The sequence below is a fragment of the Micromonospora sp. NPDC051300 genome (assembly GCF_044455315.1).
Lineage (GTDB): Bacteria > Actinomycetota > Actinomycetes > Mycobacteriales > Micromonosporaceae > Micromonospora > Micromonospora robiginosa.
In genome coordinates this window covers 91,365-115,815 of the sequence record NZ_JBITEP010000015.1, presented here as the reverse complement: position 1 = coordinate 115,815, position 24,451 = coordinate 91,365, and the positions used below count along the sequence as shown (strand labels likewise).

The window sequence follows — 24,451 nt, the reverse complement described above, 5'->3', positions numbered from 1 at the left end:
AGCTTGCGCAGCCGGCACGGGAGGTGGATGTGGACGACCGGGTGTACGTGGGCAACGCGGCGGTGGACGGGGCGACCGACGCGGGCTGGCTGCTGGGGCACTTCAAGCCGGCGGGCGACGTGCGGCACAGCGCCGAGGTCGAGGTGAAGTGGGGCGTGCACCCGGCGGGGGAGACGCGCTCGCGGTGGGCCACCGGTGAGCGGCGTACCGCGCTGCTGGTGCTGATCAGCGGCGCGTTCCGGGTCGAGTTGCCGGACCGCACGGTGGTGCTGCGCGCGCCCGGCGACTACGTGGTGTGGGGGCGGGGCGTGGACCACTCCTGGTACGCGGAGCGCGAGTCCACCGTGCTGACCGTCCGCTGGCCGTCCGTGCCCGGCTACCGGGTGGAACCGCCGGTGCGTCGCTGACCCGCGAGTCGCGTCCCAGCATCTGGTATTACCTACTAAACCTATAGGGTTTGCCGTCTAAAGTACGGGGGCACGCGCCGCTCCGTACCCGTGAGGACGTCCCGCCGATGACCAGCACCGACCCGACCGACCTGCTCGCCGTCGCCGCCCGTTGGGCCGACCCGACCGGCTGGCCGGTGCCGCTGCGCTTCGACCGGTCCGAACGCTGGTACGCGCGCCTGCACGCCGACGCCACGCACGAGGTGTGGGCGCTGAGCTGGCTGCCCGGGCAGGGCACCGACCTGCACGACCACGGCGGCTCGTCCGGCGCCTTCCGGGTCGTCGCCGGTGTGCTCACCGAGGAGACGGTCAGCGGTGGCCGGCTGCGCCCGCACCGCCTCGCCGCGGGCGCCGGCCGGCGCTTCGGCGCCCGGCACGTGCACCAGGTCACCAACCGCGGCGACGAGCCCGCGGTCAGCGTGCACGTCTACCGCCCCGCGCTGCGCCGGATGACCCGCTACCTGCTCGACGCCGGTGGCCTGCGGGTCGCCGAGGTGGCCGAGGCCGGCGTGGCGTGGTGAGCCGAGCGGCCGCCCCGACCCTGATCCCCGCCGAACGGAAGGACGCCACCATGGCGCAGACCCCCGCCCCCGCCGAGAGCTGTCCGGTCCCCCCGCCCGGCTCGCGGGGCATCGACGAGATCCTCGCCGCCGCCCGCGCCCGGCTGCGTCGCCTCGACCCGGAGCAGGCGCACCTGGCCTGCCGGGGCGGCGCGTTGCTCGTCGACATCCGCCCGGCCGGCCAGCGGGCCGCGCACGGCACCGTGCCCGGCGCGCTCACCGTCGAGCGCAACGTCCTGGAGTGGCGCTTCGACCCGCGCTGCGCGGCCCGGCTGCCGCAGGCGGTCGGCTACGACGTGCCGGTGGTGGTCCTCTGCCAGGAGGGCTACACCTCGTCGCTGGCCGCCGCCGCGTTGCAGGACATCGGCCTGGCCAGGGCCACCGACGTGGTCGGCGGCTTCGCCGCCTGGCGCATCGCCGGCCTGCCCACCCTCGGCCCCACCCCGCCGCACCGACCCTCGTCCACCGCGCCCCCGGTCACCGCCGGCCGCGCGCTCCGCTGACCGTCCCGCCGCACCCGGCGGGGCGGGGCGACCGCCCGCACAGGAGGCTCCCATGTCCGTCGTCGCCCTCGACACCCGTCCGGCCCGATCGGGCCGTCCCGACCGGACGCTGCCGCCCCGGCCGCGTACCGCACCGACGCTGACCATCACGCTCGACCTGGGCGCCGGCCCGCTGACGCCCGGCCTGGCCCGGCTGGTCGACCTGCTGGACGAGCTCGCCGCCACCGGCGAGGGCCTGGTCCGACCGGACGAGCGCCGGGCCGTCCGGGCCGTGCGGGACCTGCGCCGTCCCGCCGCGCCGCCGGCCGGGCCCCGTCCGGTGACCCCGCCGGGGGAGCCCGGCGGCGTGCGCATCCTCACCGGCACCCGCCGGGTCCGGCACGGCGGCGTCGAGGTCAGCCTGACCCGCATCGAGTACGACCTGCTGCTATTTCTCGCCGAGCATCCCCGCCGGGTGTTCACCCGGCTGCAACTGCTCGCGAACGTCTGGGGCTACGAGCACGCGGTGGCCCGGACCGTGGACGTGCACGTGCGCCGGCTGCGCGCCAAGTTCGGGCCGGACACGCCGCTGGTGACCACCGTGTACGGCGTCGGCTACCGGCTCGCCGACGACGCCCCGATCGAGGTGGACCGGGACGCCTGAGCCGGTCGCGGCCGACCCGCGGCGTGCCCGGTGACCGGGCACGCCGCGTTCACGTTCGCGCCTCGGGGCGCCATTGTGAACCGCCCGGGGACCCCCGGTGCCGCCTCGTCCGGCCGCTCTGCTCTAATCAACGAGCATCGTACGCAGAGCGAGCACCCGGCTCCGATGCGTTCGTCAATTGTCACATTCATGCAACGCAGTGGCCCCTTGACCCTCACGCGAGCGCCGGGAAGCATCGATGAAGCGGCGTCCCGGGCCGTGGGGAGATACCCGGACCAGCCAAGGAGGACCATGTCGGTCAGCCCCGCCTCGTCGCGCGCCGGATGGCATACGTCCCAACCCGCGGTCCCCGGCCGTCCGCCCGGCGGCCAGCGTCGCCCCGCCAACACGGCCACCCCCGTGCTCACGGTGACCCTGAACATCCCGCTCGCCTGTGAGGAGTCGCTCGTCCCGGCCGCCCGTCGGCTTCTCGACGCCGCGCGGGAGCTGCTCGAACGAGGCGACGCGGTGGTCAGCACCGGCACCGCGGCGGTGGACCGCCGGCCCGAGGTGCCGGCCGGCCGCGCCCCGGCGCGCCCGCTCGCCCCGACCATCCCGGCCCTGCACATCCTGGCGTCCTCCCGGTCGGTGCTGCGCGACGGCGAGCCGCTGCCGCTGACCCGGCTGGAGTTCGACCTGCTGCTGCACCTGGTCGCCCACCCGCGCCGGGTGTTCACCCGGCTGCAACTGCTCAACGCGGTCTGGGGGTACGAACACGCCGGCGTCCGCACCGTCGACGTGCACGTGCGCCGGCTGCGCGGCAAGGTGGGCGTGGACGTCCCGCTGGTCACCACCGTCTACGGCGTCGGCTACCGGCTCGCCGACGACGCGCGGGTGACCATCGACCGCACCGGCTGACCGCCCGCCGCCCTCGGCCGCCCGCCGGACGGAGCCCCGACCGCCCGGACCCGACCACGAGGTGAGCCGGCCCGACCGGCCGGGCAGGATGGTCGGATGGCCGTCCGCCCGATCAGCCCCGACCTGCTCGTCGCCGAGCTGGCCGCGCGTCTCGCCGACGCCGAGACGCCCGGCCGGCTGCGGGTGGCCGTCGACGGCCCGCCGGCCGCCGCGCCGGACGCCCTCGCCGACGCCCTCGTCGACCCGCTGCGGGCCGCCGGCCGGCCGGCGCTGCACGTCCGGGCCGACGACTTCCTGCGTCCCGCCTCGGTGCGCCTGGAGCAGGGGCGCACCAACCCGGACGCCTACTACGAGGGCTGGCTCGACGAACCCGGGCTGCGCCGCGAGGTGCTCGACCCGGCCGGCCCGCACGGCAGCGGGCGGCTGCTGCCGTCGCTGTGGGACGCCGACGCCGACCGGGCCAGCCGGGCCGCCTACCGGGACCTGCCGCCCGGCGGGGTGGTCCTGGTCAGCGGCGCGCTGCTGCTCGGCGGCACACTGCCGTTCGACCTGACCGTCCACCTGGTGCTCTCCCCGGCGGCGCTGGAGCGGCGCACGGACCCGGCCCGGCGCTGGACCCTGCCGGCCTTCGCCCGCTACGCCGACGAGGTCGACCCGGCCTCCTTCGCCGACGTGGTGGTGCGCGCCGACGACCCCCGCCACCCGGCCCTCGTGGAACGGCCCTGACCAGGCCGGACGAACTCACCGGAAAGTGCCAGGAAGTCTCCGGTTTGGCCCGCCGGAGGCAGGGGTAATCGCCCGGCTCACAGAGCACGGGTGATCCCGCCCGCGCATCCGACGTCCGTCAACCGGGTCCTCCGGCGCGTCCCGCCCCGGAGGACCCGGCGTGAGACTGCAGGAAAGGCAGGCAGCGATGCTCGTCCACGACACGACGACCACCGTCCGCTCCCAGGCGGAGGTCGACCAGATCCGGCAGTCCCTGCGGTCCCGGTACGACGAGCTGACCGCGGAGTACGACCAGGCGGTCATGCAGAGCCAGGTGCTGCGGCTGGTCGAGGTCGGCGACACCGCCGGCGACGACCAGGCCGACAGCGGCACCAAGACCGCCGAGCGGGACACCGCGCAGTCCCTGCTGCGCACCATCCTGGAGCGGCGCGCCCAGTTCGAGCGCGCGCTGGCCCGCCTCGACGAGGGCACCTACGGCTTCTGCGAGGGCTGCACCGCGCCGATCCCGGTCGAGCGGCTGGAGATCTTCCCGTCCGCCACGTCCTGCGTGGCCTGCAAGCAGACCCGGGAGCGGCGGGCGGCCTGAGCCGCCCAGCCCCGCCGCGCCGGTCGGCACGCATGGGTGAGATCAAGGTCGGCACCGCGTCGTGGACCGACCGGACCCTGCTCGACTCCGGCTGGTATCCGGCGGACGCCGACACCCCGGAGCGCCGGCTGTCCTACTACGCCCGGCGGTTCCCGCTTGTCGAGGTGGACGCGACCTACTACTCACCGCCCGCCGAGCGCACCGCGCGACTGTGGGCGGAGCGCACCCCGCCGGGGTTCACCTTCAACGTCAAGGCGTTCAGCCTGCTGACCGGTCACCCGACCCGGGTCTCCGCGCTCTACAAGGACCTGCGCCCGGAGACGGAGAAGCGCAGCGTCTACCCGGGCGACCTGCCGGCGCAGGCGTACGAGGAGGTCTGGACGCGCTTCCTGTCCGCGCTGGACCCGCTCGTCGACGCCGGCAAGCTCGGCGCGCTGCTGTTCCAGTTCCCGCCCTGGTTCACCATCAAGCGGGACAACAAGCAGTACCTGCTCGAGGTGGCCCGGCGGTGCGCGCCGCTGCGGCCGGTCTTCGAGTTCCGGCACGCCTCCTGGTTCGACGGCGACAACGCCGACGAGACGCTCGACTTCCTGCGCGGGCACGACCTGCCGTTCGTCTGCGTGGACATGCCGCAGGGGCACCGGTCGTCCGTACCCCCGGTGCTGGCCGCCACCGCGGACCTCGCGGTGGTCCGGTTCCACGGGCACAGCGACAGGTGGACCAGCAAGGACATCCACGAGAAGTTCGGCTACGACTACTCCGACCGGGAACTGCGCGACTGGGCGCCGAAGCTGCGCGAGCTGGCCGACCGGGCCGAGCAGACGCACGTATTGATGAACAACTGCTTCCGGGACAACGCCCAGCGCAACGCCACCACGCTCGTCGACCTGCTGGCCCGCTGAGCCCGCCTCACCCGCTGCGGGTGAGGCCGGCTCACCCACCCGCCGCGCAGCATGGACCCGACGCGCGGACCACCGACCGCGCGGCGACCAGGAGGTGGGTCATGACGGTACGGGTGGTGGCGGATCGACGCCGCGGTGGCGTCCTGCACGTGGTCGGCAACTCCGACGTCCCGCGGGAGCGGGGCGGGCGGCACAGCCGGTTCAGCCCGACCCGGCTGTGGCGGGGGCCCAGCGGCCCGCCGCGACGCGCCGACGACCGACGCTGGGAGACCGACGCCCGGGGGTGAGCGGGATGGCTGAACACCTGATGTCCGCGTTCGAGTCCTCACTGGACAAGACGAACGTGATCCTGAAGGAGATCGAGTCGGCCTACGGCTGGCCGCCGGAGCGGCGCAACCAGTCGTACGCGGCGTTGCGCACGGTGCTGCACCTGCTGCGTGACCGGATGCCGGTGGGCGAGAGCGCCGAGTTCGCCCAGCAGTTGCCGGTCCTGCTGCGGGGCATCTACTTCGACGGTTGGCAACCGGAGAACGTGCCGATCAAGCTCAACCGCGACGACTTCCTCTACGAGGTCCGCCAGGGCTTCCCGTACGACGTCGAGGGTGGTCCGCAGCGGGTGACCCAGGTCGTGCTGGACACCCTGCGCCGGCACGTATCGCAGGGCGAGTGGCAGGACGTGAAGTCGAACATGCCGCAGGGCCTCGGTCAGCTCATTCCCTGACCGGTCCCGCCTCGGCCCGTCCCGCCGGTGCGGTGGGGCGGGCCGCGGCCGTCAGGCCAGGTCGATCCGGAACACCTCGAACGCGGCGCCGTAGCGGACGCCGAGCCGGGCGCCGGCGGGCCGGGCCATCCCCTCCAGGAACTCCTCGGCGTCGAAGCCGCCGTCGCCGAGCCCGCTCAGGTAGGCGCCGTGCGCCCGCAACGACGCCACCCCGGCGTCGAAGCTGTCCGTCACGTCCACCCCGTGCCGGGCCACAGGTGATCCGGCGCCCACACCTCGCGCACCCGGGACCACGGCTCGGTCCCGCCGCCGAGCTGCTCCGGGAAGATCCACCGGTTGCCGGCGTCGCGGACCGCGTCCAGGGTGGCCCGGCCGCAGGCGATGTGGTCGGCCTGGTTGAGCGCGTACTCGCCGTCCCAGGTCTCCCGGAAGTTGTTCGTGAGCACCACGTCGGGCCGGTGCCGGCGGACCACCCCGGCGATCGCCCGGCGCAGCGGCACGCCGTACTCCAGCAGCCCGTCGGGCAGCCCGAGGAACTCGACCGCGGACACCCCGACCACGGCGGCGGACGCGCGCTGCTCCTCCTCGCGCAGCACCCGGCTGCGCTCCGGCGGCATCCCGTCGATCCCGGCCTCACCGCTGGTGAGCAGGCAGTAGACGACCTCCTTGCCCTGGCGCGTCCAGCGGGCGACCGCGGCGGCGGCGCCGAACTCCAGGTCGTCCGGGTGGGCCACCACGGCCAGCGCCCGGTGCCAGTCCTCGGTCAGCGGGGTGAGCGGTTCCGGCTGCGCCACGTGCCTACCTCCTCGCGCGTCTCCTCCGGCCCCATCCTGGCACCGACCGGCCCCGGCCGCCGTCCGGGCGCGAACCGTCGGTGCGCGCCGGTCCGGGCGTCTACCGTGTGGTTAGAGAAGATCGGGCGTGGGGTACCCCCCGCTGAAGACGGACCCCGGGAACACGCGGGGCGGCACACCGAGGGAGCACCCATGGCATTGAACGACGACGACATCCAGACCAACGGCGGCGGCGGCCTGGAGGGCCCGGCCGACGGCGGTGCCACCCCCGGCCAGCACGACGGCGGCGCGGACGGTGGCGCGGAGGGTCCGGCCGACGGCGGCGCGACCCCGGGCCAGCACGACGGCGGCGCGGACGGTGGCGCGGAGGGTCCGGCCGACGGCGGCGCGACCCCGGGCCAGCACGACGGCGGCGCGGACGGCAGCGCGGAGGGTCCGGCCGACGGCGGCGCGACCCCGGGCCAGCACGACGGCGGCGCGGACGGCAGCGCGGAGGGTCCGGCCGACGGCGGCGCGACCCCCGGTCAGCACGACGGCGGCGCCGACGGCAGCGCCTGACACATGAGCACCACGCACGTCGACCCGCCGGGTGGCCACGGCCACCCGGCGGTGCCGTCCCCCGCCGCCGCGGCGCTGGTCCGGTGCGTGGCCGTCGAACCGGCCAAGTTCGCCGCCGACCACTGGGGGCGCAGCCCGCTGCTGTCCCGGGCCGCCGATCTGCCCAACCCGCACGGCTTCACCGACCTGCTCAGCCCCGCCGACGCCGACGAGCTGCTCAGCCGGCGCGGCCTGCGTACCCCGTTCCTGCGGGTGGCCAAGGACGGCCAGCTCGTGCCGGCGGCGCGTTACACCGGCGGCGGTGGTGCCGGCGCCGAGATCGGCGACCAGGTGCTCGACGAGAAGGTCCTGGCGCTCTACGCCGACGGCGCCACACTGGTGCTGCAGGGCCTGCACCGCACCTGGCCGGCGCTCGTCGACCTGGCCCGCGACCTGGGCGCGGCGGTGGCCCAGCCGCTGCAGGTCAACGCCTACCTGACCCCGGCCGGCAGCCAGGGCTTCGCCACCCACTACGACACCCACGACGTGTTCGTGCTCCAGGTCGACGGCCGCAAGCGCTGGCGGATCCACCCGCCGGTGCTCACCGACCCGCTGGAGCGCCAGCCGTGGGGCGGCCGGGCCGACGAGGTCTCCGCCACCGCCGAGGGCCGGCCCGCGCTGGACGTCGTGCTCGAACCGGGCGACGCGCTCTACCTGCCGCGCGGCTGGCTGCACAGCGCCCAGGCGCAGGAGTCCAGCTCGCTGCACCTGACCGTGGGGATCCGGGCGCTCACCCGCTACGCCCTGGTGGAGGAACTGGCGGCGCTCGCCGCCGAGGACGCCCGGCTGCGCGCCGGCCTGCCGTTCGGCCTGGACCTGGCCGACGCGGAGGCGATCGAGCCGGAGCTCACCGAGACCGTCGAGGCGCTGCGCGACTGGCTGCTGCGGGCCGACCCGGCGGCGGTGGCCGCGCGGCTGCGGGCCCGGGTGTGGCCGGCCGCCCGACCGGCGCCGATCCGCCCCCTCGCGCAGGCCGAGGCGCTGGCCCGGCTCCACCCGGACAGCCGGGTCGCGCCGCGCGGCGGCCTGCGCTGGCAGCTCGCCCCGACCGGGGATGGCCGCGTCACGCTGCGCCTGGTCGACCGCACGCTCACCCTGCCCGGCACCTGCGAGCCGGCGCTGCGCGCGCTGCTCGCCGGCGAGGTGAACCGGGTCGGCGACCTGCCCGGCCTCGACGACGACGCCGACCGCCTGGTCCTCACCCGCCGCCTGCTCCGCGAGGCGGTCCTGGTCCCCGCCTGACCCCGCCCGGCGCCGGCCCCGGCACGTCGGGGCCGGCCCGCGTCAGCGGGTGTAGGTGACCGCCAGCAGGAGCAGGGTGGTCGCCAGGCCGCTGGCGGCCACCAGGATCATCGGGCGCGGGGTCAGCACCGCGTGCCGGCGGTCGGCCAGCAGCCGGGCCGGCGCCAACCCGACCAGCGGCCCGAGCAGCGTCACCACCAGCGCCAGCACCGGTAGGCCGACCGCCAGGTCGCCGCCCGAGCCGGCGCCCAACGCCCGCGCGCCGATGCCCAGCAGGTATGCCACCAGCGCGCCGCCCACCCCGCACGCGATCAGCAGCGGGTTCACCGAGCCGGGCAGCTCACCCGGCTGGCCGGTGCGCTCCAGCAGCTCGCGCACGCCGCGCAGCAGCGGCACCGGGTCACCGGCGGCCCCGCGTACCGGCCCCGGCGGGTCGCCCAGGCGTCGGGCGCCCCCACCGACCCGGGACCGCACCTGCGCCCACAGGTGGGCGACCTCGCCGTCGACCCGCTCCACCATCCGCTGCGCCTCGTCCACCTCCGCCCGGGCGCGTCGCACCTGCTCGGCCGCGTCGGCCACCGCCCGCTCGGCGGCGGTCACCTGCTGCGCGTGCCAGGTGTGCGCCTCGGCCCGCTGGGCGGACACCCGGGCGGTGAGCTCGGCGAGGCGGCGGATCTGGGCGCGGTACGTCTCACTGGAGACCGGTTCGTTCATCGGGACGGACCATAAGGGATGATCACCTGTCCGGTGCGGTGCACCGCGCGGTCGAAGTAGAGACCGCGCCACGGCCGGGGATACCAGTCCGGCCCGCCGCTGCCGGGGTAGAGCGAGGAGCCCAGCTCACCGCCCTGCACGTCGAGCGCCACCCAGGCCCCGATCTGGTCCGTGCGGGCGCCGGCGCCACCCAGGTCGGCACGCATCCGGGCCACGCCCCGCCACCACGCCAGCACGTGGGTGCGCCGCTCCGGCCCGTCGTGCAGGATCCGGCGCAACTGCTCCAACCCGGTGCGGGTGCCCGCCTTGCCGGCGAGCGCCCCGGCCGCCGCGTCCACCGCGTAGAGCAGCAGGAAGTGCGGCGTACGCGGGGTGCCCGGCGCGGCCAGCCCGTCGCCCACCTCGGCCATCAGCTCGGGCACCGTCTCCTCGTCGTACCAGGACGGCTCGCCGGGCAGGTCCTCGTAGAGCGCGCGGGCGGCCGGGTCGGCGTCCTGGTCGAGGCAGGCGATGGAGAAGCGGGCGGCGCCCGGGGCGTACTGCCGGGCCAGCGAGCGGGCGGCGGCGTCGAGCACCGCGCACGCCTCGTCCACCCGGGTGCCCAGCACCGCGAGGTTGCGCCCCGGGGCCCGGGGCAGCCGTAGCGCCGCCGAGCGGGACTGCACGTCGATGATCTCGCCGAGCAGCGCCACCGGGCTGCGCGGCACGCCCTGCTCGGGGGCGGTCAGGGCACGGAAGTCCGGCGCCTCGGCCAGCCGGGGGATCGCGTCGCCGTCGAAGAGCCGGGCCGGCGCGGCGTCCTGCGGGCGCATCCGCCACAGCCGGTGCTGCAACTCGCTCCACGTCTCCCAGTCGCTCGCCGACGGGATGCGCGCCACCTCGTTCCCCTCGGCCAGGCCGGACTCGGCGTTGACCACGGCGTGGTGGCGGGGCAGCGACTGCGCGGCGTCGTTGCGTTCGGCCAGGATGCGCAGCGCCTTGGGCAGCGCGATGCGCAGGGTGAACTGGGCGACCAGGGCGGGCCGGCCCCACAACGCCTCGATGCCGCGCACGTCCTGCGAGGCGAGCACCAGGTGGATGCCCTGCGAACGGCCCCGCCGGGCCAGGTCCTCCAGCAGGTCGGCGGCCTCCCGGGCGACCACGTCCCGGCCGGCGAGCAGCGCCTGGAACTCGTCGACCACCGCGACGATGCGCGGCCAGTGCCCGGTGGGGTCCACCGCGCGCAGCTCGGCCAGCTTGGTGACCTCGTGCTTCTTCGCCGCGTCGGCCCGCCGGCGCAGCTCCTCGGCGAGGAAGCGGAGCAGGGCCAGGCCGAACTCGCGGTCGGTGTTGACGTTGATCCCGACCAGGCGCATGTGCGGCAGCCAGCTCGGGTCGCGCCGGCCCTTGGCGAACCGGGCGAAGGACACCCCCTCCTTGAAGTCGAGCAGATAGAACTCCAGCTCGGCGGGGGAGTAGCGGGCGGCGAGCGCGCCGATCCAGGCGAAGATCAGGTTGGTCTTGCCGGTGCCGGACGGCCCGCCGATCAACGCGTGCGGCGGGTAGTCGCCGAGCGTGAGCAGCACCGGCCGCCCGTGCGGGCCCTCGCCGATCGGGGCGCTGAGGCCGTGCGCCGAATCCTCCCGCCAGTATTCGTCGGGCGGGGGGAGCAGGTCGGTGAAGGGTGTCGGCGGAGGGCCGGCGGCGACCCGGGAGGCGACCGCGCGGCACGTCTCGGTGACCAGGGCGGCCGGCGGCGGGGCGTCGAGCACCACCGGCAGCCCGGCGATCCGGGCGTCGTCCTCCTCGACCACGATCCGGGTGACCGTCGGGTCGTCGGGCAGGTCGGTGCCGCGGACCACCAGGTGCACGCCGCAGGCCGCCCCGGTGCGGACCACCCGGTCGAGCTGGCCCCGCTCGTGCCGGGACAACTCGTCGCCGCCGAGCAGCACCGCCACCCGCCACGGCTCCGGCCGGCGCCCGGTGGCGGCGGCCAGCTCGCGCAGCGACGCGTACTCGCCGGCCAGCACCGTCGCGTTGATCCGGCGGATCTGCTCCACCAGGTCGTCCAGCAGCCGGCCCAGCCCGCCGGGGCCGACGGAGGTGAGCAGGCCGGCGGTGCCGAGCGGCGCGAACCCGGCCAGCCCGCCGCCCAGGTGTTCCGGGTCGTAGCCGTACACCCGCACCGCGCCCGGGTCGGCCCGGCCGACGGAACGCAGCAGCAGCGCGGGCACCACCGAGGCCAGGCCGTCGCGGTCGCCGCCGGCCAGGTGCGCGTGCCCGGCGTCGAGCAGCGGGACCAGCGCCGGCACCGGCTCCGCGCCGGCGATGCGTACCGTGCCGATCCGGAACGCGCCCGGCGGCTCGGCCCGGCCGGCGGGCGTGGTCCGCCAGCGGTCCCAGGGCTCGGACGCCGCGCCGGGCGCCTCCCGCCGCGCCGCGTCGGCGGCGCGGCGCGCCAGCTCGGCCAGGCGGGCGGCGTGCCGGGCGTCGATCTCGGCGAGCCGCCGGTCACGCGCCGCGCCGACCCGGGCCGGCACCGCCGCGGCGGCGCGGCGGGTCCGGTCCAGCCGCTCCCGCCCGGCGGTCAGGTCGGCGTCGGCGGCGGCCAGCCGGGTACGGGTGGCCCCCAGCGCCTCGGAGAGCATCCCCCGCACGCGGGTGACCAGTTGGGCGCGGACGTCAGCCACGCGACGGCTCCCGTTCCTCGGTGTCCTTCGGCAGGTCCCGGCCGAGCCGGTCGAGCAGCACGCCGGCGAGCACCCCGGCGGTGACCGCCGGGTCGGCGGCGTGCGGTTGCTCCGGCCCGTCGTCGCGGCGCGGCGGCGGCATCCGGCAGACCCGGGTGAGCAGCGTGTCCAGCACCGGCGGCGGCAGCCCGGGCAGCAGGTCGCGGACCCGCCCGTCCAGCTCGCGGCGCAGCCGGCCCAGGTCGTCCGCGCGGGGTGGGTGGCCGAGCAGTTCCCCGGCCAGGTCGCGCAGCATCGGCGGGGCGATCGCGGCCATCCCCAGCCCGACGTCGGCGTGGGCCCGGCGCAGCTCGGCGTGCAGCCGGTCCCGGTCGCCGGAGCGGATCCCGACCACCACCCGGCGCAGCAGCTCGCGGGAGTCCTCGACCCGCTGGTCCGGCTCGTCCGGGGCGCCCTCCCGCCCGCCGGTCAGCTCCGCCACCCGGACCGCCCACCAGCGGCGCACCGCGGGCGGCTCGTCCTGCGCGGCGGCCGCGCCGGGCGTCGGCGGCGCCTCGCCGCGCGGCGCGTCGTGCCGGGGCCGCCGCTCGCCCGCCGGCGCGGTGGGCGTGCCGTCGGCGGCCAGCCCGATCGCGGCCAGGTACGCGCTGAGCTGCTCCTGCGCCACCCGCAGCGCGTAGCCGGCGGTCTCGGCGTGCTCGGTGGCCGAGGTCAGCTCCGGCACCCCCATCGGGTCGGCCGACTCCTGGCGCACCCAGCGCAGTCGTTCCTCGGCCTGGCCGAGCTTCTCCAGCGCGGCGGCGAGCTGCGCCAGCGGCAGCTCCTCGGCGGCGGCGCGGACCTGCGCGCCGATGTCCTCGACGATGGACACGGCCGGCCCCTCAGAGCGTCGCGACGTAGAGCTGCGCCTGCTCCACCGCCACCAGTGTCGCGGCGAGGCATTCCTCCAGCTCCTGGCTGGCCTGGGTCAGCGAGGCCTGCGCCGCCTCGACCGTCTCGTGGCCGCTGCCCTCCAGCGCGCCGGCAAGCGTCTGCTGCGCCTCGGCCAACTTCTCGCCGGCGGCCTGCACCGCTGTCTGGCCGTCACCGATCTGCTGGAGAGCGACATCGATGGCGGCCTTCAGCTCGGCGACGCTCGCCACGGGGACCTCCTGGGGGCAAGGGAGATCTCCATTACAACGCATCCCGACGGTTGGGCGAACATCCACCCACGCGTCGTTCCTGCCCCGGTGTCCGGTTACGGCGCTGACGTGCGCGAAGACCACGCCTGGGCGGGTCCGCCGGTCCCACCCGCGGACGGCCGGGTCCCGCCCACGGGACCGGCGTCAGCGGCCCAGCCAGCGCGGTCCGCGTACCTCCGCGCCCAGCGCGGTCACCCGGGCCCGCAGCTCCCGGTCGGCGGTGACCACCACCCGGCGCCGGTCCGCCGCGGCGGCGACCAGCTCGACCACCGTGTCGTCGCCGGACCCGGCGGCGGACACCACGTCGACGTCGGGCGCCGGCGCGACGTGCCGGGCCGCGCCCTCCACGACCAGCACCACCTGCACCGGCGGTGGCAGCTCCGGGGGCAGGCCGGCGGCGGCCAGCGGCGCGAGCGCGTCGCGCAGCCGCACCGCCGCGCCGGCCCGGTCCCGCCACCAGCCGTCCGGCCGCGACCCGACCACGTTCGCCCCATCGACGACAAGCAGCGCTCGGCTCTCCATGCCCCCAGCCTGCCACCGGTGTCGCGTTTGTCGCGCATCCCGCCGGGTAGCCACCGCCGACCGCGCCGCGCCCCGTCGCGTCCCGGTCGTGCCGACCGACTGCGGAGGACGAAGATGATGGGACCCGGTGACTTCGGCAACGACCCGTGGGACGAGTTCCTGGCCCGCTACTTCGGTCGGGGCGAGGGTGGGCGCCGGCCCGCCCACCGCGTCGACATCACCCGCCTGATGACCGCGGACGCCCGGGAGATGCTCGCCGACGCGGCCCGGCGCGCCGCCCAGAAACACAGCAACGACCTGGACACCGACCACCTGCTCTGGGCCGCGTTGCAGCGCGAGCCGCTGCGGGACCTGGTCCGGCGCGCCGGCGCCGACCCGGACGCGCTGGTCAACGCGCTCGGCGGGCGCGCGGAGGGCGCGCCGGGCGGCGAGGTGCCGCCGAACCTGTCGCTCACCCCGGCCGCGAAGCGGGCGCTGCTGGACGCGCACCAGCTCTCCCGGGCGATGGGCGCCAACTACATCGGACCCGAGCACATCCTGATGGCGCTGCCGCTGAACCCGGAGTCGCCGGCCGGCCGGATGCTCGCCGCCGGCCGGATCCAACCGGAGTCGTTGCAGGCGGCCAGCGCCGAGCGGGGCGCGGCGAACGGGCCGCGCCCGGACCGCGGCACGCCCACCCTCGACCAGTACGGGCAGGACCTCACCGAGCTGGCCCGGATGGACCAGATCGACCCGGTGATCGGCCGGGCGGACGAGATCGAGCAGGCGGTGGAGATCCTGTCCCGGCGGACCAAGAACAACCCGGTGCTGATCGGCGAGGCCGGCGTCGGCAAGACCGCCATCGTGGAGGGGCTGGCCGAGCGGATCTGCGACGGCGACGTGCCGCAGACGCTCATCGGCAAGCGCGTGGTCCAGCTCGACCTGGCCGGCCTGGTCGCCGGCACCCGCTACCGGGGCGACTTCGAGGAACGCCTGAAGAAGGTGATCGACGAGATCCGCGCCCACCGCGACGAGCTGATCGTCTTCCTGGACGAGATCCACACCCTGGTCGGCGCCGGCGGCGCGGGCAGCGAGGGCGGGATGGACGCGTCCAACATGCTCAAGCCGGCGCTGGCCCGCGGTGAGCTGCGGGTGATCGGGGCGACCACGCTCGACGAGTACCGGCGCAGCATCGAGAAGGACGCCGCCCTGGCCCGCCGGTTCCAGCCGGTGCTGGTGCCCGAGCCGACCGTCGAGGACACCGTCGCCATCCTGCGCGGCCTGCGCGACCGCTACGAGGCGCACCACCAGGTCCGGTTCACCGACGAGGCGGTGGTCGCCGCCGCCGAGCTGTCCGACAGGTACGTCACCGACAGGTTCCTGCCGGACAAGGCGATCGACCTGATCGACCAGGCCGGCGCCCGGGTGCGGCTGCGCACCCGCACCCCCGCCTCCGACGTGCGCGACCTGGAACAGCAGCTCGACGAGGTGCGCCGGGACAAGGAGCAGGCGGTCTCCGACGAGCAGTACGAGCGGGCCTCCTCGCTGCGCGACCGGCTCGCCGAGCTGGAGGACCAGATCCGCCGCGCCCGCGGCGACGAGGGCCCCAACCACGTGCCCGAGGTCGGCACGAAGGAGATCGCCGAGGTGGTGTCCCGGGCCACCGGCATCCCGGTCACCCAGCTCACCGAGGAGGAACGCGACCGCCTGCTGCGCCTGGAGGGGCACCTGCACGAGAAGGTGATCGGGCAGGACGACGCGGTGGGCGCGGTGTCCGAGGCGGTGCGCCGCTCGCGGACCGGGCTGGCCGACCCGAACCGGCCGATGGGCAGCTTCCTGTTCCTCGGCCCCACCGGCGTCGGCAAGACCGAGCTGGCCCGGGCGCTCGCCGAGGCGCTGTTCGGCGAGGCGGACCGGATGGTCCGGGTGGACATGAGCGAGTTCCAGGAGCGGCACACCGTCAGCCGGCTGGTCGGCGCCCCGCCCGGCTACGTCGGCTACGAGGAGGCCGGCCAGCTCACCGAGGCGGTCCGCCGCCGCCCGTACGCGGTGGTGCTGCTGGACGAGATCGAGAAGGCGCATCCCGACGTCTTCAACATCCTGCTCCAGGTGCTCGACGACGGCCGGCTCACCGACAGCCAGGGCCGGACCGTGAACTTCAAGAACACCGTCCTGATCATGACGAGCAACCTCGGCTCGGAGCTGATCACCGGGGCCCAGCGCACGGTCGGCTTCGCCACCGGCGAGCCGGGCCAGCAGGAGTCCACCGAGCTGCGGGAACGGTTGATGCGCCGGCTGCAGGAGAACTTCCGCCCCGAGTTCCTCAACCGGGTCGACGAGATCATCATCTTCCAGCGGCTGGAGGCCGAGCAGTTGCGCGAGATCACCGGCCTGCTGCTGGAGGAGACCCGCCGCCGGCTGCACGCCCAGGACATCCAGGTGGAGATCAGCACCGCCGGCGTCGACTGGCTCGCCGAGCACGGCTACCAGCCGGAGTTCGGGGCCCGCCCGTTGCGCCGGGTGATCCAGCGCGAGGTCGACAACCGGCTGTCCCGGATGCTGCTGGAGAACGAGATCTCGCCGGGGCAGAAGGTCACCGTGGACGCCCGCGACGACCAGCTCGTCTTCGAGGTGTCCGCCGGTGAGCGCGGATACACGGCCGCCACCACGTCCCATCCGCGATGAACGGTACGGCCACCCTCGGCGGGCCGGCCCGGCCCACCGCGCACGGATCGGAGGGCGGACATGACCGAACCCGAGGAGACCCGGGAGGACACCGCGGCCGGCGAACCGATCGAGGCGGCGCCCACGGCGAACCCGTCCCGGGTCCGGGTGCCGCCGGAAGGTCTCACCCAGCAGACACCGCACGGCGAGGGCGATCCGGAGGAGTCCGGGCCGCCGCCGGGAGAGGAGGCGTGATGGTACGCGAGGCGCGACTCGACCCCGAGGTCGAGGTGATCTGGGACGACTTCCACGCCGAGGTGAACGTGCCCTCCGAGCAGCTACGACAGTGGCTGCTGACCCGCGGGTCGGGGGAGGAGGCGTTCGGCCCCGACCCGGACCTGGACCTGCCCGAGCCCGGGCGGCACATCCTCGCCGTGCTGCGCAAGCGCAAGGTCGACCTCACCCCGGAGGACATCGAGGTGATGCGGGAGGCGATCAGCCGGATCCGGGAGCTGACCGCGGAGAAGCCGGGCCGGGGCAACGCCGACGACGAGTGGCGGCACGCGCTGCTCGACCTCGGCCACGACGTGCTCGTCGAACGCTGAGCCCGACGCCGGCGCCCGGGCGGTGGGTGCCCGGGCGCCGGCGTCCTACTCGGACTCCATGCTGGGCAGTCGCAGCCCGGCGGCGTCGGCGGCGGCCTGCCGGTCCGCCCGGGCCCGCTCCTCCCGGCTGAGCAGGTCGGCGTACTCGGTGACGTCGGCCGGGTCCGGCACCTCCGGCAGGCGGCGCAGGAACGCTTCCACGTCGGCGGCGGCGGCGGTGTGCGCGGTGGCCGCTCGACGCAGCAGCTCCCGGTCGTCGGCGGCCGGATACAGATCAGTCATGCCGCCGAGATACCCGCGTTCAGGCGGTTCGCACCCCGCCCGCGCCGTGCGGCTGCACCCCGAAGTCGGGGTGGGCCAGCAGCCAGGCCAGATAGTCCGGGTGGTTGGCCAGCGCGTCGGTGTACGCCGCCACCGCCGTCTCCAGCACCGGCTCCGCTACCGCCGCGGCCGGCGCGTCCGGGTGCCAGCCGAACAGCAGCCGCCAGCGCAGCGGGGCGCCGGCCAGCCGGCGGGTGACCAGCCCGGTCACCGGCCGGAAGGTGGCCTGGCACAGCGCCACCGCCGTGCCCGCGTCGACCAGGTCCAGCGCGGCCCGCACGTCGGCCTCGTACACCTTGCGGGGGGTGAAGCCGGCGCGCGCGCAGGCGGCGGCGAAGCAGTCGCCGAAGCAGCCGTCGCCCGGCGCCGCCACCCACTGCTCGCGCCGCAGGTCGACCAGGTCGACCTCGTCCCGACCGGCCAGCGGGTGGGTCTGCGGCAGCAGCACGAAGACCGGGTCGACGGCCACCTCCCGCCAGCTCAGCCCGAACACCGGCGACGGCGCGGCGTCCCCGCACACGCCGGTGAGCGCGAAGTCGAGCCGGCCGCCGGCCACCATCTGGGCCAGCTCGTCCACCGACCAGGACGCGTACGTGGTGATCTGCGCGTCGGCGCGCTCGGCGGCGAGCCGGTGCACCAGCCGGCCCAGGATCGGGCTGTTCACCCCGCCGAAGCGGTAGCGGCGCAGCGGGTCGCCCGCGCCGGCCAGCCGGGCCGCCTCGTCCTGCAGCCCCTTCATCGCCGGCAGCAGCACCCGGGCCCGGTCCAGCACCAGCTCACCCAGCGCGGTGGGCCGGGCGCCCCGGCGGTCCCGCTCGAACAGCGGCCCGCCGAGCACCCGCTCGATCCGCTGGAGCTGGGCGGTCAGCGCCGGCTGGGCCAGGCCGAGCAGGGAGGCCGCCTTGGTGACGCTCCCCGTCTCGGCGATCGCGCAGACCACCCGCAGGTGTCGCAGCTCCAGATTCATAACGTGACGGTAGGACCACGAACGGGTGTCCGGGAAGGGGCGGATCGGCTCAGGCGTCCCGGCGATGCTCCAGGTCGGCCAGCCGGGTGCGCCGCCCGGTGACCGCGTCGCGCACCTTGTCCAGCACCCCCACCGCCGGCTCGACGATCTTGTTCCAGGGCGGGGTGGCCGGGGTGCCCGGGTGCGGGCGGGTCGGCGCCGCCTCCTCGGCGATCTCCCACCGGTTGCCCAACCGGATCAGCTCGGCGTCGCTGGCCACCTCGCGCAGCGGCGTGACCAGCGCGGCGACCCGGCTGACGTGCCGGCGGACCCGCTCGGCCACGTCGGCGACCACCGCGTCGTCCGGGCCGGACAACCGCTTCAACGCGGTCAGCAGCGCGGCGTCCGCCTCGATCTCCCGGGCGACCAGCTCGCCGCTCTCCGGCACCGCGGCGCGGGCGGCCGGGAAGAGATACTGCTCCTCGGCGGAGAGGTGCCGCGACACCGCCGCGGTCAGCACGTCGAGCACCCGGCGCCGGCCGGCCGGGTCCAGCCCCGGCTCGGTCACCCGGTCGGCCAGCTCCAGCAGGGTGCGGTGCTCGGCGTCCACGAGGTCGGCCAGGCTCCGCCCACCCGGCCGGTACGCGTCGTCGGCGGCGGGCGGGAGCGGCGGCAGGGGGACGGTCATGGTGCCCTCCTCGTGGGGGCCGGCAGGGGTGGCCGGAATCGATGTTCGGCGTTACCCGGTCGCGCGCCGCGCGAAACCGGGCCGCACCGCGCCGGCCGTCGCGGGCCGTCCGGCTGGTATAAGGAACCGATGACGACCTCCGCCTCACCCGAGCCCACCGACGAGGTCGTGGACCTCTGCCGGGACCTGCTGCGCATCGACACCACCAACACCGGGGACAACGACACCAGCGCGGGCGAGCGGCGCGCCGCGGAGTACGTCGCGGAGAAGCTCGCCGAGGTCGGCGTCGACGCCGAGATCCACGAGTCCGCCCCCGGCCGGGCCAACCTGGTCGCCCGGATCCCCGGCACCGAGCCGGGCCGCGACGCGCTGCTCGTGCACGGCCACCTCGACGTGGTGCCCGCCGACCCGGACGAGTGGTCGGTGCACCCGTTCTCCGGCGAGATCCGCGACGGCTACCTGTGGGGGCGCGGCGCGATCGACATGAAGGACTTCGACGCCATGGTGCTCGCCGTGGTGCGTGGCTGGCAGCGCACCGGCGTCCGGCCCCGCCGCGACGTGGTGCTCGCCTTCACCGCCGACGAGGAGGCCGGCAGCGACTACGGCGCGCACTTCCTCGCCCAGCGCCACCGCGGACTCTTCGACGGCTGCACCGAGGCCATCGGCGAGGTCGGCGGCTTCTCCTACTCCGTCGACGAGTCCCGCCGGCTCTACCTCATCGAGACCGCCGAGAAGGGCATCGACTGGCTGCGCCTGCACGCCAAGGGCCGGCCCGGGCACGGCTCGATGGTGCACGACGACAACGCGGTGACCGCGCTCGCCGAGGCGGTCGCCCGGATCGGCCGGCACCGGTTCCCGGTGATCATGACCGACACCGTGCGGGCGTTCCTGGCCGAGGTCTCCGACGTGCTCGGCATCGAGATCGACCCGGACGACCCGGAGACCGCGATCGCCAAGCTCGGCCCGATCGCCAACATCATCGGCGCGACCGTCCGCAACACCGCCAACCCGACCCGGCTGGCCGCCGGCTACAAGGACAACGTTATCCCGGGGCGGGCCACCGCCACCATCGACTGCCGCAGCCTGCCCGGGCAGAGCGAGGAGCTGGAGCGGCAGCTGCGCGAGCTGGTCGGCCCGGACATCGCCATCGAGTACGTCCAGCGCCAGCCGGCCCTGGAGACCACGTTCGACGGCGACCTGGTCGACCAGATGTCGGCCGCGCTGCGCGCCGAGGACCCGGGGGCGCACCCGGTGCCCTACATGCTCTCCGGCGGCACCGACGCCAAGGCGTTCTCCCCGCTCGGCATCCGCTGCTTCGGCTTCGCGCCGCTGCGGCTGCCGGCCGACCTCAATTTCTCCGGCCTGTTCCACGGCATCGACGAGCGCGTCCCGCTGGACGGACTACAGTTCGGCGTGCGGGTTCTCGACCGCTTCCTCCGCAACTGCTGACCGCGCCCGCCGCGGCGCCGTCGGCGCGGACCTGCCCCCATCGCGAAGGGACTGCCTCACATGACCGACCAGCACGCTGAGCTGGACGCCGCCCTCGAGCGGGTGATCGACGCCGCCCGTGCCCACCTGGCCGCCGTCCGGGCCGCCCAGGGCCGGATCGACGACGACGCCGTCTGGCAGGCGTACGTCGCGTTGAACAACGCCTCGTTCGCCTACGACGAGCAGCTGCTCGACGCGTTCGGCGAGGTGACGCCCTGGGACGTCGAGTCGATCGATCCGGACGAGGCGGACGAGCGTTTCGGCGCGGTCGAGGGCGGCGAGCCCACCGACCCGCACCCCCGGGTGATCTCGGTGCGGCAGCGGCGCGACTACCGGGTGCCCAGCATCGCCGCGCTGCTGCGGGTGGCCGAGGCGGCCCGCCGGGAGGGCACCCCCGAGGAGGACGAGCCGGCGCCGGTGGAGGGCGTCGGCGAGGCGGTGCTGGAGCTGCTGCAGAGCGGCGACGGCTCGCTCTCCGCGCTCGACGTGCCCGAGCTGGAGCCGCTCGACGGCGTGGTCATGGTCAGCGAGGTCGGCACGCCCGTCGACCTGGAGTCGTTCGACGACGACGACCCGGTGGGCCCGTTCCAGCCGGCCGTGGACGACCGGCTGGTCGGCCGCCTCGACGAGCACCCGTTCCTGGAATCGGACGAGGAGCACGACCACGCCCACTAGGCCGTGTCCGCCCCGGGACCGCACCGCGTGCGCGGCCCCGGGGCGGGACTCCGGTCAGTAGGACAGGCCCGGCTGCGGCTTGTTCACCACGCGACGGCGCAGCATCACCTGCCGCGTGCCGTCCCGGTAGAGCCGCACCCGGGCCAACTCCCAGCCGGAGAACTCCGCCTGGATCGCCAGCTGCGCCGCGGCGGTCAACCGATCGACGTTCGAGGGCAACCGCAGCGGCGCGTATTCGTAGTCCATGGCTCCTATGCTGCCCAGCTCGCGGGCCCTTCGCCACCCCCCGACGGTGACCCGGATCGCGTCGCCGGGGCAGGGCCGCTCAGCCGTCACGCTCCGGGTAGCCGACCGGCACCGCGGAGACGTCGTCCAACGCCGTGACGATCTCGTCCGGCAGGGTCATCCGCTCCACCTGGAGCGCGCCGAGGAGCTGCCCGACCGTGCGGGCGCCGAGGATCGGCGCGGTCACCCCGGGCCGGTCCCGCACCCAGGCCAGCGCCACCTCCGTCGGCGACACGCCGAGCCCGCCGGCGGCGATGGCCACCGCCTCCACGATGCTGGAGCAGCGCGGCTCCAGGTAGGTGCCGACGAAGCGCTCGAAGTGCGGCGACACCGCGCGCGAGTCGGCCGGCCGGCCGTTGCGGTACTTGCCGGTGAGCACCCCCCGGCCCAGCGGCGACCAGGGCAGCACGCCCAGCCCCATCCCGGCGCAGGCCGGCAACACCTCGCGCTCGATGCCGCGTTCCAGCAGCGAGTACTCCACCTGGGCGGCGACCACCGGCGCGCGCCCCGGCCAGGCGGCCTGCCAGGCGGCGGCCCGGGCGGTCTGCCAGCCGGCGAAGTTCGACACCCCGACGTAGCGCGCCCTGCCGCTGGACACGGCGTGGTCGAGCGCGGTGAGCGTCTCCTCCAGCGGGGTGTCCGGGTCGTAGCCGTGCACCTGCCACAGGTCGACGTGGTCGGTGCCGAGCCGGCGCAGCGAGGCGTCAAGCGTGCGCAGCAGGTGCCCGCGGGAGCCGTCGCGGCGGCGTCCGCTGCCCGGCCGCAGCCCCGCCTTGGTGGCGATGAGCAGGTCGTCGCGGTCGACCAGGCTGCCCAGCAGGGAGCCGATCACCGACTCGGCGTCGCCGTCGGCGTACACGTCGGCGGTGTCGACGAGGTTGCCGCCCGCGTCGAGGTAGCTCTTCAGCTGGGCGGCCGCGTCGTCGGCGTCGGTGTCCCGTCCCCAGGTCATGGTGCCGAGCGCGAGCCGCGAAACCGCCAGCCCGCTTCGGCCGAGCGGTCGCTGTTGCATGGGTGAACCTTATTTCGATCCCGGCGTCACGGATATCCTCGCCGTAGTCAACTTCCCGCGCGAGCGCAGAGCGGTGTGACGTGTTCGGGGCGAGCCGGTCGTCGGTGGCGGCACCGGCATTGCGTAACCTGATGCGACCTGTGGTGCGGACGGTGGGAGGACCAGTGCGACTCGGGCTCAACCTCGGATACCAGACGGCGTGGAGCACGCCCGCCGACCACCTGGCGTTCGCCCAGGAGGCGGACCGGCTCGGCTACTCGGTGGTGTGGGCCGCGGAGGCGTACGGCTCCGACTCGCCGAGCATGCTCGCCTGGATGGCCGGGCAGACGCAGCGGATCGACCTCGGCTCCGCCGTCATGCAGATCCCGGCGCGCACCCCGGCGATGACCGCGATGACCGCCGCGACAATCGACACGCTCTCCGGCGGCCGATTCCGGCTCGGCCTCGGCGTCTCCGGCCCGCAGGTCTCCGAGGGCTGGCACGGCGTCCGGTTCGCCAAGCCGCTGTCGCGCACCCGGGAGTACGTCGACATCGTCAAGCTCGCGGTGGCTCGCAAGGAGGTCGCGTACGACGGCGAGCACCACACGCTGCCGCTGCCGGACGGCCCGGGCAAGGCGCTGCGGCTCAGCTTCCACCCGCCGCGCGCGCACATCCCGATCTACCTGGCCGCCGTCGGGCCGAAGAACCTGGAGCTGGCCGGCGAGATCGCCGACGGCTGGCTGGCCGTCTTCTACGCCCCGGAGTTCGCCGAGGAGCACCTCGCCGCGATCCGGGCCGGGCGGGCCGCCGCCGGCAAGGACCTGGCCGGCTTCGACGTGGTCCCGTCGGTGCCGGTGGTGGTCGGCGACGACGTCGCCACCTGCGCCGAGCTGGTCCGCTGGTACGCCGCGCTCTACGTGGGCGGGATGGGCAGCCGGAAGCAGAACTTCTACAACCAGCTCGCCACCCGGATGGGCTACGGCGACGCGGCCCGCGAGGTCCAGGAGCTCTACCTGGCCAAGCGGCAGCGCGACGCGGCCGCCGCGGTGCCGATGGAGTTCATCGACCGCACCTCGCTGCTCGGCCCGAAGGAGCGCATCGCCGAGCGGATGCGGGAGTACGCCGCCTCGGGCGTGACCACCCTGTCGGTGTCGCTGTTCGTGGCGGACCGGGACAGCGGCGTGGCGACGCTGCGCACCGTGGCCGAGGCGCTGGAGCTGTCCGGGGTCGGCGAGTGACCTGGGTCGAGGCCATCGTCCTGGGCATCGTCCAGGGGCTGACGGAGTTCCTGCCGGTGTCGTCGTCCGGCCACCTGCGGATCACGTCGGCGATCTTCTTCGGCCGGGACGCGGGCGCGTCGTTCACCGCGGTCACCCAGCTCGGCACCGAGGCCGCCGTGCTGATCTACTTCTTCAAGGATATCTGGCGGATCGTCCGCACCTGGTGCCTGGGCCTGGTCGACCGCTCGGTACGGTCCAGCCTCGACTACCGGATGGGCTGGTACGTCATCGTCGGCACCATCCCGATCGGGATCCTGGGGCTGCTGTTCAAGGACCAGATCCGCACCGCCGGCCGCAACCTCTACCTGATCTCGTTCACGCTGATCTTCTTCGCCCTGGTGCTGGCGTTCGCCGAGTACTTCGGACGGCAGACCCGCACGCTGGAGAACTTCCGGATGCGCGACGGCGTGGCGATGGGCCTGGGACAGGCCATGGCGCTCATCCCCGGCGTCTCCCGCTCGGGCGGCACGCTCACCGTCGGCCTGTTCCTCAACCTGACCCGGGAGACGGCGGCGCGCTACTCGTTCCTGCTGGCCATCCCGGCCGTCGTGATCTCCGGCGTGTTCAGCCTGCCGGACGTCTTCGAGCCGTCCGCGCCCGGCACCGCCGCGCCGAGCGTGGCACAGATGGTGGTGGCCACGGTGATCGCGTTCGCCATCGGCTACGCGGCCATCGCCTGGCTGCTGCGCTACGTCGCGCACCACACGCTCTACCTGTTCGTGCTCTACCGGGTGGCGCTCGGCACGCTGGTGCTCTGCCTGCTGCTCACCGGCACGATCAGCGCCACCTGATCCCGGCGACACGACGAAGGCCGGCACCCCGTCAC

30 protein-coding genes and 1 pseudogene are annotated in these 24,451 nt (G+C 75.3%); 19 read left to right on the top strand and 12 right to left on the bottom strand.

Annotated elements, in window-relative coordinates; all coding sequences use genetic code 11:
• Window positions 1-29 precede the first annotated feature (29 nt).
• From ACIA5A_RS18545 to ACIA5A_RS18500, 10 genes are all read left to right on the top strand, one after another.
• Window positions 30-407 (top strand): signal peptidase I, encoded by a 378-nt coding sequence (locus ACIA5A_RS18545; protein ID WP_396763399.1) that lies wholly within the window; start codon window positions 30-32, stop codon window positions 405-407.
• Window positions 408-514: 107 nt separating this feature from the next.
• Window positions 515-967 (top strand): cysteine dioxygenase, encoded by a 453-nt coding sequence (locus ACIA5A_RS18540; RefSeq protein WP_396763396.1) that lies wholly within the window; start codon window positions 515-517, stop codon window positions 965-967.
• Between the two features lie 50 nt (window positions 968-1,017).
• Complete coding sequence (locus tag ACIA5A_RS18535; protein WP_396763393.1) at window positions 1,018-1,509, top strand: rhodanese-like domain-containing protein; 492 nt, start codon at window positions 1,018-1,020, stop codon at window positions 1,507-1,509.
• 52 nt (window positions 1,510-1,561) lie between these two features.
• Window positions 1,562-2,152, top strand: a complete 591-nt coding sequence (locus tag ACIA5A_RS18530; protein WP_396763392.1) for a winged helix-turn-helix domain-containing protein — start codon at window positions 1,562-1,564, stop codon at window positions 2,150-2,152.
• A 291-nt stretch (window positions 2,153-2,443) separates the two neighbouring features.
• The gene (locus tag ACIA5A_RS18525) at window positions 2,444-3,049 is read left to right on the top strand and encodes a winged helix-turn-helix domain-containing protein (protein ID WP_396763389.1); all 606 of its coding nucleotides are present in this window, start codon (window positions 2,444-2,446) and stop codon (window positions 3,047-3,049) included.
• A gap of 96 nt (window positions 3,050-3,145) precedes the next feature.
• Window positions 3,146-3,775 (top strand): uridine kinase, encoded by a 630-nt coding sequence (locus ACIA5A_RS18520; RefSeq protein ID WP_396763386.1) that lies wholly within the window; start codon window positions 3,146-3,148, stop codon window positions 3,773-3,775.
• Window positions 3,776-3,962: 187 nt separating this feature from the next.
• Window positions 3,963-4,361 (top strand): TraR/DksA family transcriptional regulator, encoded by a 399-nt coding sequence (locus tag ACIA5A_RS18515; RefSeq protein ID WP_396763488.1) that lies wholly within the window; start codon window positions 3,963-3,965, stop codon window positions 4,359-4,361.
• Window positions 4,362-4,393: 32 nt separating this feature from the next.
• The gene (locus tag ACIA5A_RS18510; protein ID WP_396763384.1) at window positions 4,394-5,263 is read left to right on the top strand and encodes a DUF72 domain-containing protein; all 870 of its coding nucleotides are present in this window, start codon (window positions 4,394-4,396) and stop codon (window positions 5,261-5,263) included.
• Window positions 5,264-5,364: 101 nt separating this feature from the next.
• Window positions 5,365-5,550: a hypothetical protein gene (locus tag ACIA5A_RS18505; RefSeq protein WP_396763381.1), complete on the top strand. Its 186-nt coding sequence runs from the start codon at window positions 5,365-5,367 to the stop codon at window positions 5,548-5,550.
• Between the two features lie 5 nt (window positions 5,551-5,555).
• Window positions 5,556-5,984, top strand: coding sequence for a DUF2267 domain-containing protein (locus tag ACIA5A_RS18500; RefSeq protein ID WP_396763378.1), 429 nt, complete (start codon window positions 5,556-5,558; stop codon window positions 5,982-5,984).
• A gap of 51 nt (window positions 5,985-6,035) precedes the next feature.
• On the opposite strand, the gene ACIA5A_RS18495 is transcribed toward ACIA5A_RS18500, so the two are convergent.
• Window positions 6,036-6,218, bottom strand: a complete 183-nt coding sequence (locus ACIA5A_RS18495) for a hypothetical protein (protein WP_396763376.1) — start codon at window positions 6,216-6,218, stop codon at window positions 6,036-6,038.
• Entirely contained in the window at window positions 6,215-6,778 is a 564-nt protein-coding gene (locus ACIA5A_RS18490) for a PIG-L deacetylase family protein (RefSeq protein WP_396763373.1), read from the bottom strand. The genes ACIA5A_RS18495 and ACIA5A_RS18490 overlap by 4 nt, the downstream gene beginning before the upstream one ends.
• A 192-nt stretch (window positions 6,779-6,970) precedes the next feature.
• On the opposite strand from ACIA5A_RS18490, the pseudogene ACIA5A_RS18485 reads away from it, so the two are divergent.
• Both ACIA5A_RS18485 and ACIA5A_RS18480 read left to right on the top strand, forming a co-directional pair.
• Window positions 6,971-7,270: pseudogene (locus ACIA5A_RS18485) on the top strand (hypothetical protein); the annotation flags it as partial.
• Window positions 7,271-7,339: 69 nt separating this feature from the next.
• On the top strand, window positions 7,340-8,617 hold the full coding sequence (locus ACIA5A_RS18480) for a cupin domain-containing protein (protein ID WP_396763370.1): 1,278 nt from the start codon (window positions 7,340-7,342) through the stop codon (window positions 8,615-8,617).
• Window positions 8,618-8,659: 42 nt separating this feature from the next.
• On the opposite strand, the gene ACIA5A_RS18475 is transcribed toward ACIA5A_RS18480, so the two are convergent.
• The 5 genes from ACIA5A_RS18475 to ACIA5A_RS18455 all read right to left on the bottom strand — a co-directional run bounded on the left by ACIA5A_RS18475 (window position 8,660) and on the right by ACIA5A_RS18455 (window position 13,703).
• Window positions 8,660-9,331 (bottom strand): hypothetical protein, encoded by a 672-nt coding sequence (locus ACIA5A_RS18475; RefSeq protein WP_396763367.1) that lies wholly within the window; start codon window positions 9,329-9,331, stop codon window positions 8,660-8,662.
• Entirely contained in the window at window positions 9,328-12,000 is a 2,673-nt protein-coding gene (locus tag ACIA5A_RS18470; RefSeq protein ID WP_396763364.1) for an FtsK/SpoIIIE domain-containing protein, read from the bottom strand. Before ACIA5A_RS18470 ends, ACIA5A_RS18475 begins: the two co-directional genes overlap by 4 nt.
• Window positions 11,993-12,871, bottom strand: a complete 879-nt coding sequence (locus ACIA5A_RS18465; RefSeq protein WP_396763362.1) for a hypothetical protein — start codon at window positions 12,869-12,871, stop codon at window positions 11,993-11,995. Before ACIA5A_RS18465 ends, ACIA5A_RS18470 begins: the two co-directional genes overlap by 8 nt.
• A gap of 10 nt (window positions 12,872-12,881) precedes the next feature.
• A complete protein-coding gene (locus ACIA5A_RS18460; protein WP_030504016.1) occupies window positions 12,882-13,142 on the bottom strand; it encodes a hypothetical protein in 261 nt (86 codons plus the stop codon).
• 183 nt (window positions 13,143-13,325) lie between these two features.
• Window positions 13,326-13,703, bottom strand: a complete 378-nt coding sequence (locus ACIA5A_RS18455; RefSeq protein ID WP_396763358.1) for a hypothetical protein — start codon at window positions 13,701-13,703, stop codon at window positions 13,326-13,328.
• Window positions 13,704-13,817: 114 nt separating this feature from the next.
• On the opposite strand from ACIA5A_RS18455, the gene ACIA5A_RS18450 reads away from it, so the two are divergent.
• The 3 genes from ACIA5A_RS18450 to ACIA5A_RS18440 are packed head-to-tail and all read left to right on the top strand — an operon-like array spanning window position 13,818 to window position 16,951.
• Complete coding sequence (locus tag ACIA5A_RS18450; RefSeq protein ID WP_396763355.1) at window positions 13,818-16,367, top strand: ATP-dependent Clp protease ATP-binding subunit; 2,550 nt, start codon at window positions 13,818-13,820, stop codon at window positions 16,365-16,367.
• Window positions 16,368-16,427: 60 nt separating this feature from the next.
• The gene (locus ACIA5A_RS18445) at window positions 16,428-16,601 is read left to right on the top strand and encodes a hypothetical protein (RefSeq protein WP_181568101.1); all 174 of its coding nucleotides are present in this window, start codon (window positions 16,428-16,430) and stop codon (window positions 16,599-16,601) included.
• Window positions 16,601-16,951: a DUF3140 domain-containing protein gene (locus ACIA5A_RS18440; protein ID WP_396763352.1), complete on the top strand. Its 351-nt coding sequence runs from the start codon at window positions 16,601-16,603 to the stop codon at window positions 16,949-16,951. Before ACIA5A_RS18445 ends, ACIA5A_RS18440 begins: the two co-directional genes overlap by 1 nt.
• Window positions 16,952-16,996: 45 nt before the next feature.
• On the opposite strand, the gene ACIA5A_RS18435 is transcribed toward ACIA5A_RS18440, so the two are convergent.
• The 3 genes from ACIA5A_RS18435 to ACIA5A_RS18425 are packed head-to-tail and all read right to left on the bottom strand — an operon-like array spanning window position 16,997 to window position 18,906.
• Window positions 16,997-17,233: a hypothetical protein gene (locus tag ACIA5A_RS18435; protein ID WP_396763349.1), complete on the bottom strand. Its 237-nt coding sequence runs from the start codon at window positions 17,231-17,233 to the stop codon at window positions 16,997-16,999.
• Between the two features lie 19 nt (window positions 17,234-17,252).
• On the bottom strand, window positions 17,253-18,239 hold the full coding sequence (locus tag ACIA5A_RS18430) for a LysR substrate-binding domain-containing protein (RefSeq protein ID WP_396763346.1): 987 nt from the start codon (window positions 18,237-18,239) through the stop codon (window positions 17,253-17,255).
• Between the two features lie 49 nt (window positions 18,240-18,288).
• Window positions 18,289-18,906, bottom strand: a complete 618-nt coding sequence (locus ACIA5A_RS18425) for a hemerythrin domain-containing protein (RefSeq protein WP_396763343.1) — start codon at window positions 18,904-18,906, stop codon at window positions 18,289-18,291.
• A 129-nt stretch (window positions 18,907-19,035) separates the two neighbouring features.
• Here ACIA5A_RS18425 and ACIA5A_RS18420 point away from each other — a divergent pair, with 129 nt between their 5' ends.
• Complete coding sequence (locus ACIA5A_RS18420) at window positions 19,036-20,355, top strand: M20/M25/M40 family metallo-hydrolase (protein WP_396763340.1); 1,320 nt, start codon at window positions 19,036-19,038, stop codon at window positions 20,353-20,355.
• A gap of 60 nt (window positions 20,356-20,415) precedes the next feature.
• Window positions 20,416-21,069, top strand: a complete 654-nt coding sequence (locus ACIA5A_RS18415) for a hypothetical protein (protein ID WP_396763337.1) — start codon at window positions 20,416-20,418, stop codon at window positions 21,067-21,069.
• A 54-nt stretch (window positions 21,070-21,123) separates the two neighbouring features.
• On the opposite strand, the gene ACIA5A_RS18410 is transcribed toward ACIA5A_RS18415, so the two are convergent.
• Together ACIA5A_RS18410 and ACIA5A_RS18405 are read right to left on the bottom strand one after the other, a co-directional pair.
• On the bottom strand, window positions 21,124-21,315 hold the full coding sequence (locus ACIA5A_RS18410) for a DUF5703 family protein (protein ID WP_107155556.1): 192 nt from the start codon (window positions 21,313-21,315) through the stop codon (window positions 21,124-21,126).
• A 79-nt stretch (window positions 21,316-21,394) separates the two neighbouring features.
• The gene (locus tag ACIA5A_RS18405; protein ID WP_396763333.1) at window positions 21,395-22,366 is read right to left on the bottom strand and encodes an aldo/keto reductase; all 972 of its coding nucleotides are present in this window, start codon (window positions 22,364-22,366) and stop codon (window positions 21,395-21,397) included.
• Window positions 22,367-22,530: 164 nt separating this feature from the next.
• Between ACIA5A_RS18405 and ACIA5A_RS18400 the strand changes: the two genes are divergently transcribed.
• Both ACIA5A_RS18400 and ACIA5A_RS18395 read left to right on the top strand, forming a co-directional pair.
• Window positions 22,531-23,583, top strand: a complete 1,053-nt coding sequence (locus tag ACIA5A_RS18400) for an LLM class F420-dependent oxidoreductase (protein WP_396763486.1) — start codon at window positions 22,531-22,533, stop codon at window positions 23,581-23,583.
• Window positions 23,580-24,416 (top strand): undecaprenyl-diphosphate phosphatase, encoded by an 837-nt coding sequence (locus tag ACIA5A_RS18395; RefSeq protein WP_396763330.1) that lies wholly within the window; start codon window positions 23,580-23,582, stop codon window positions 24,414-24,416. Before ACIA5A_RS18400 ends, ACIA5A_RS18395 begins: the two co-directional genes overlap by 4 nt.
• The last annotated feature ends 35 nt before the right edge of the window (window positions 24,417-24,451 follow it).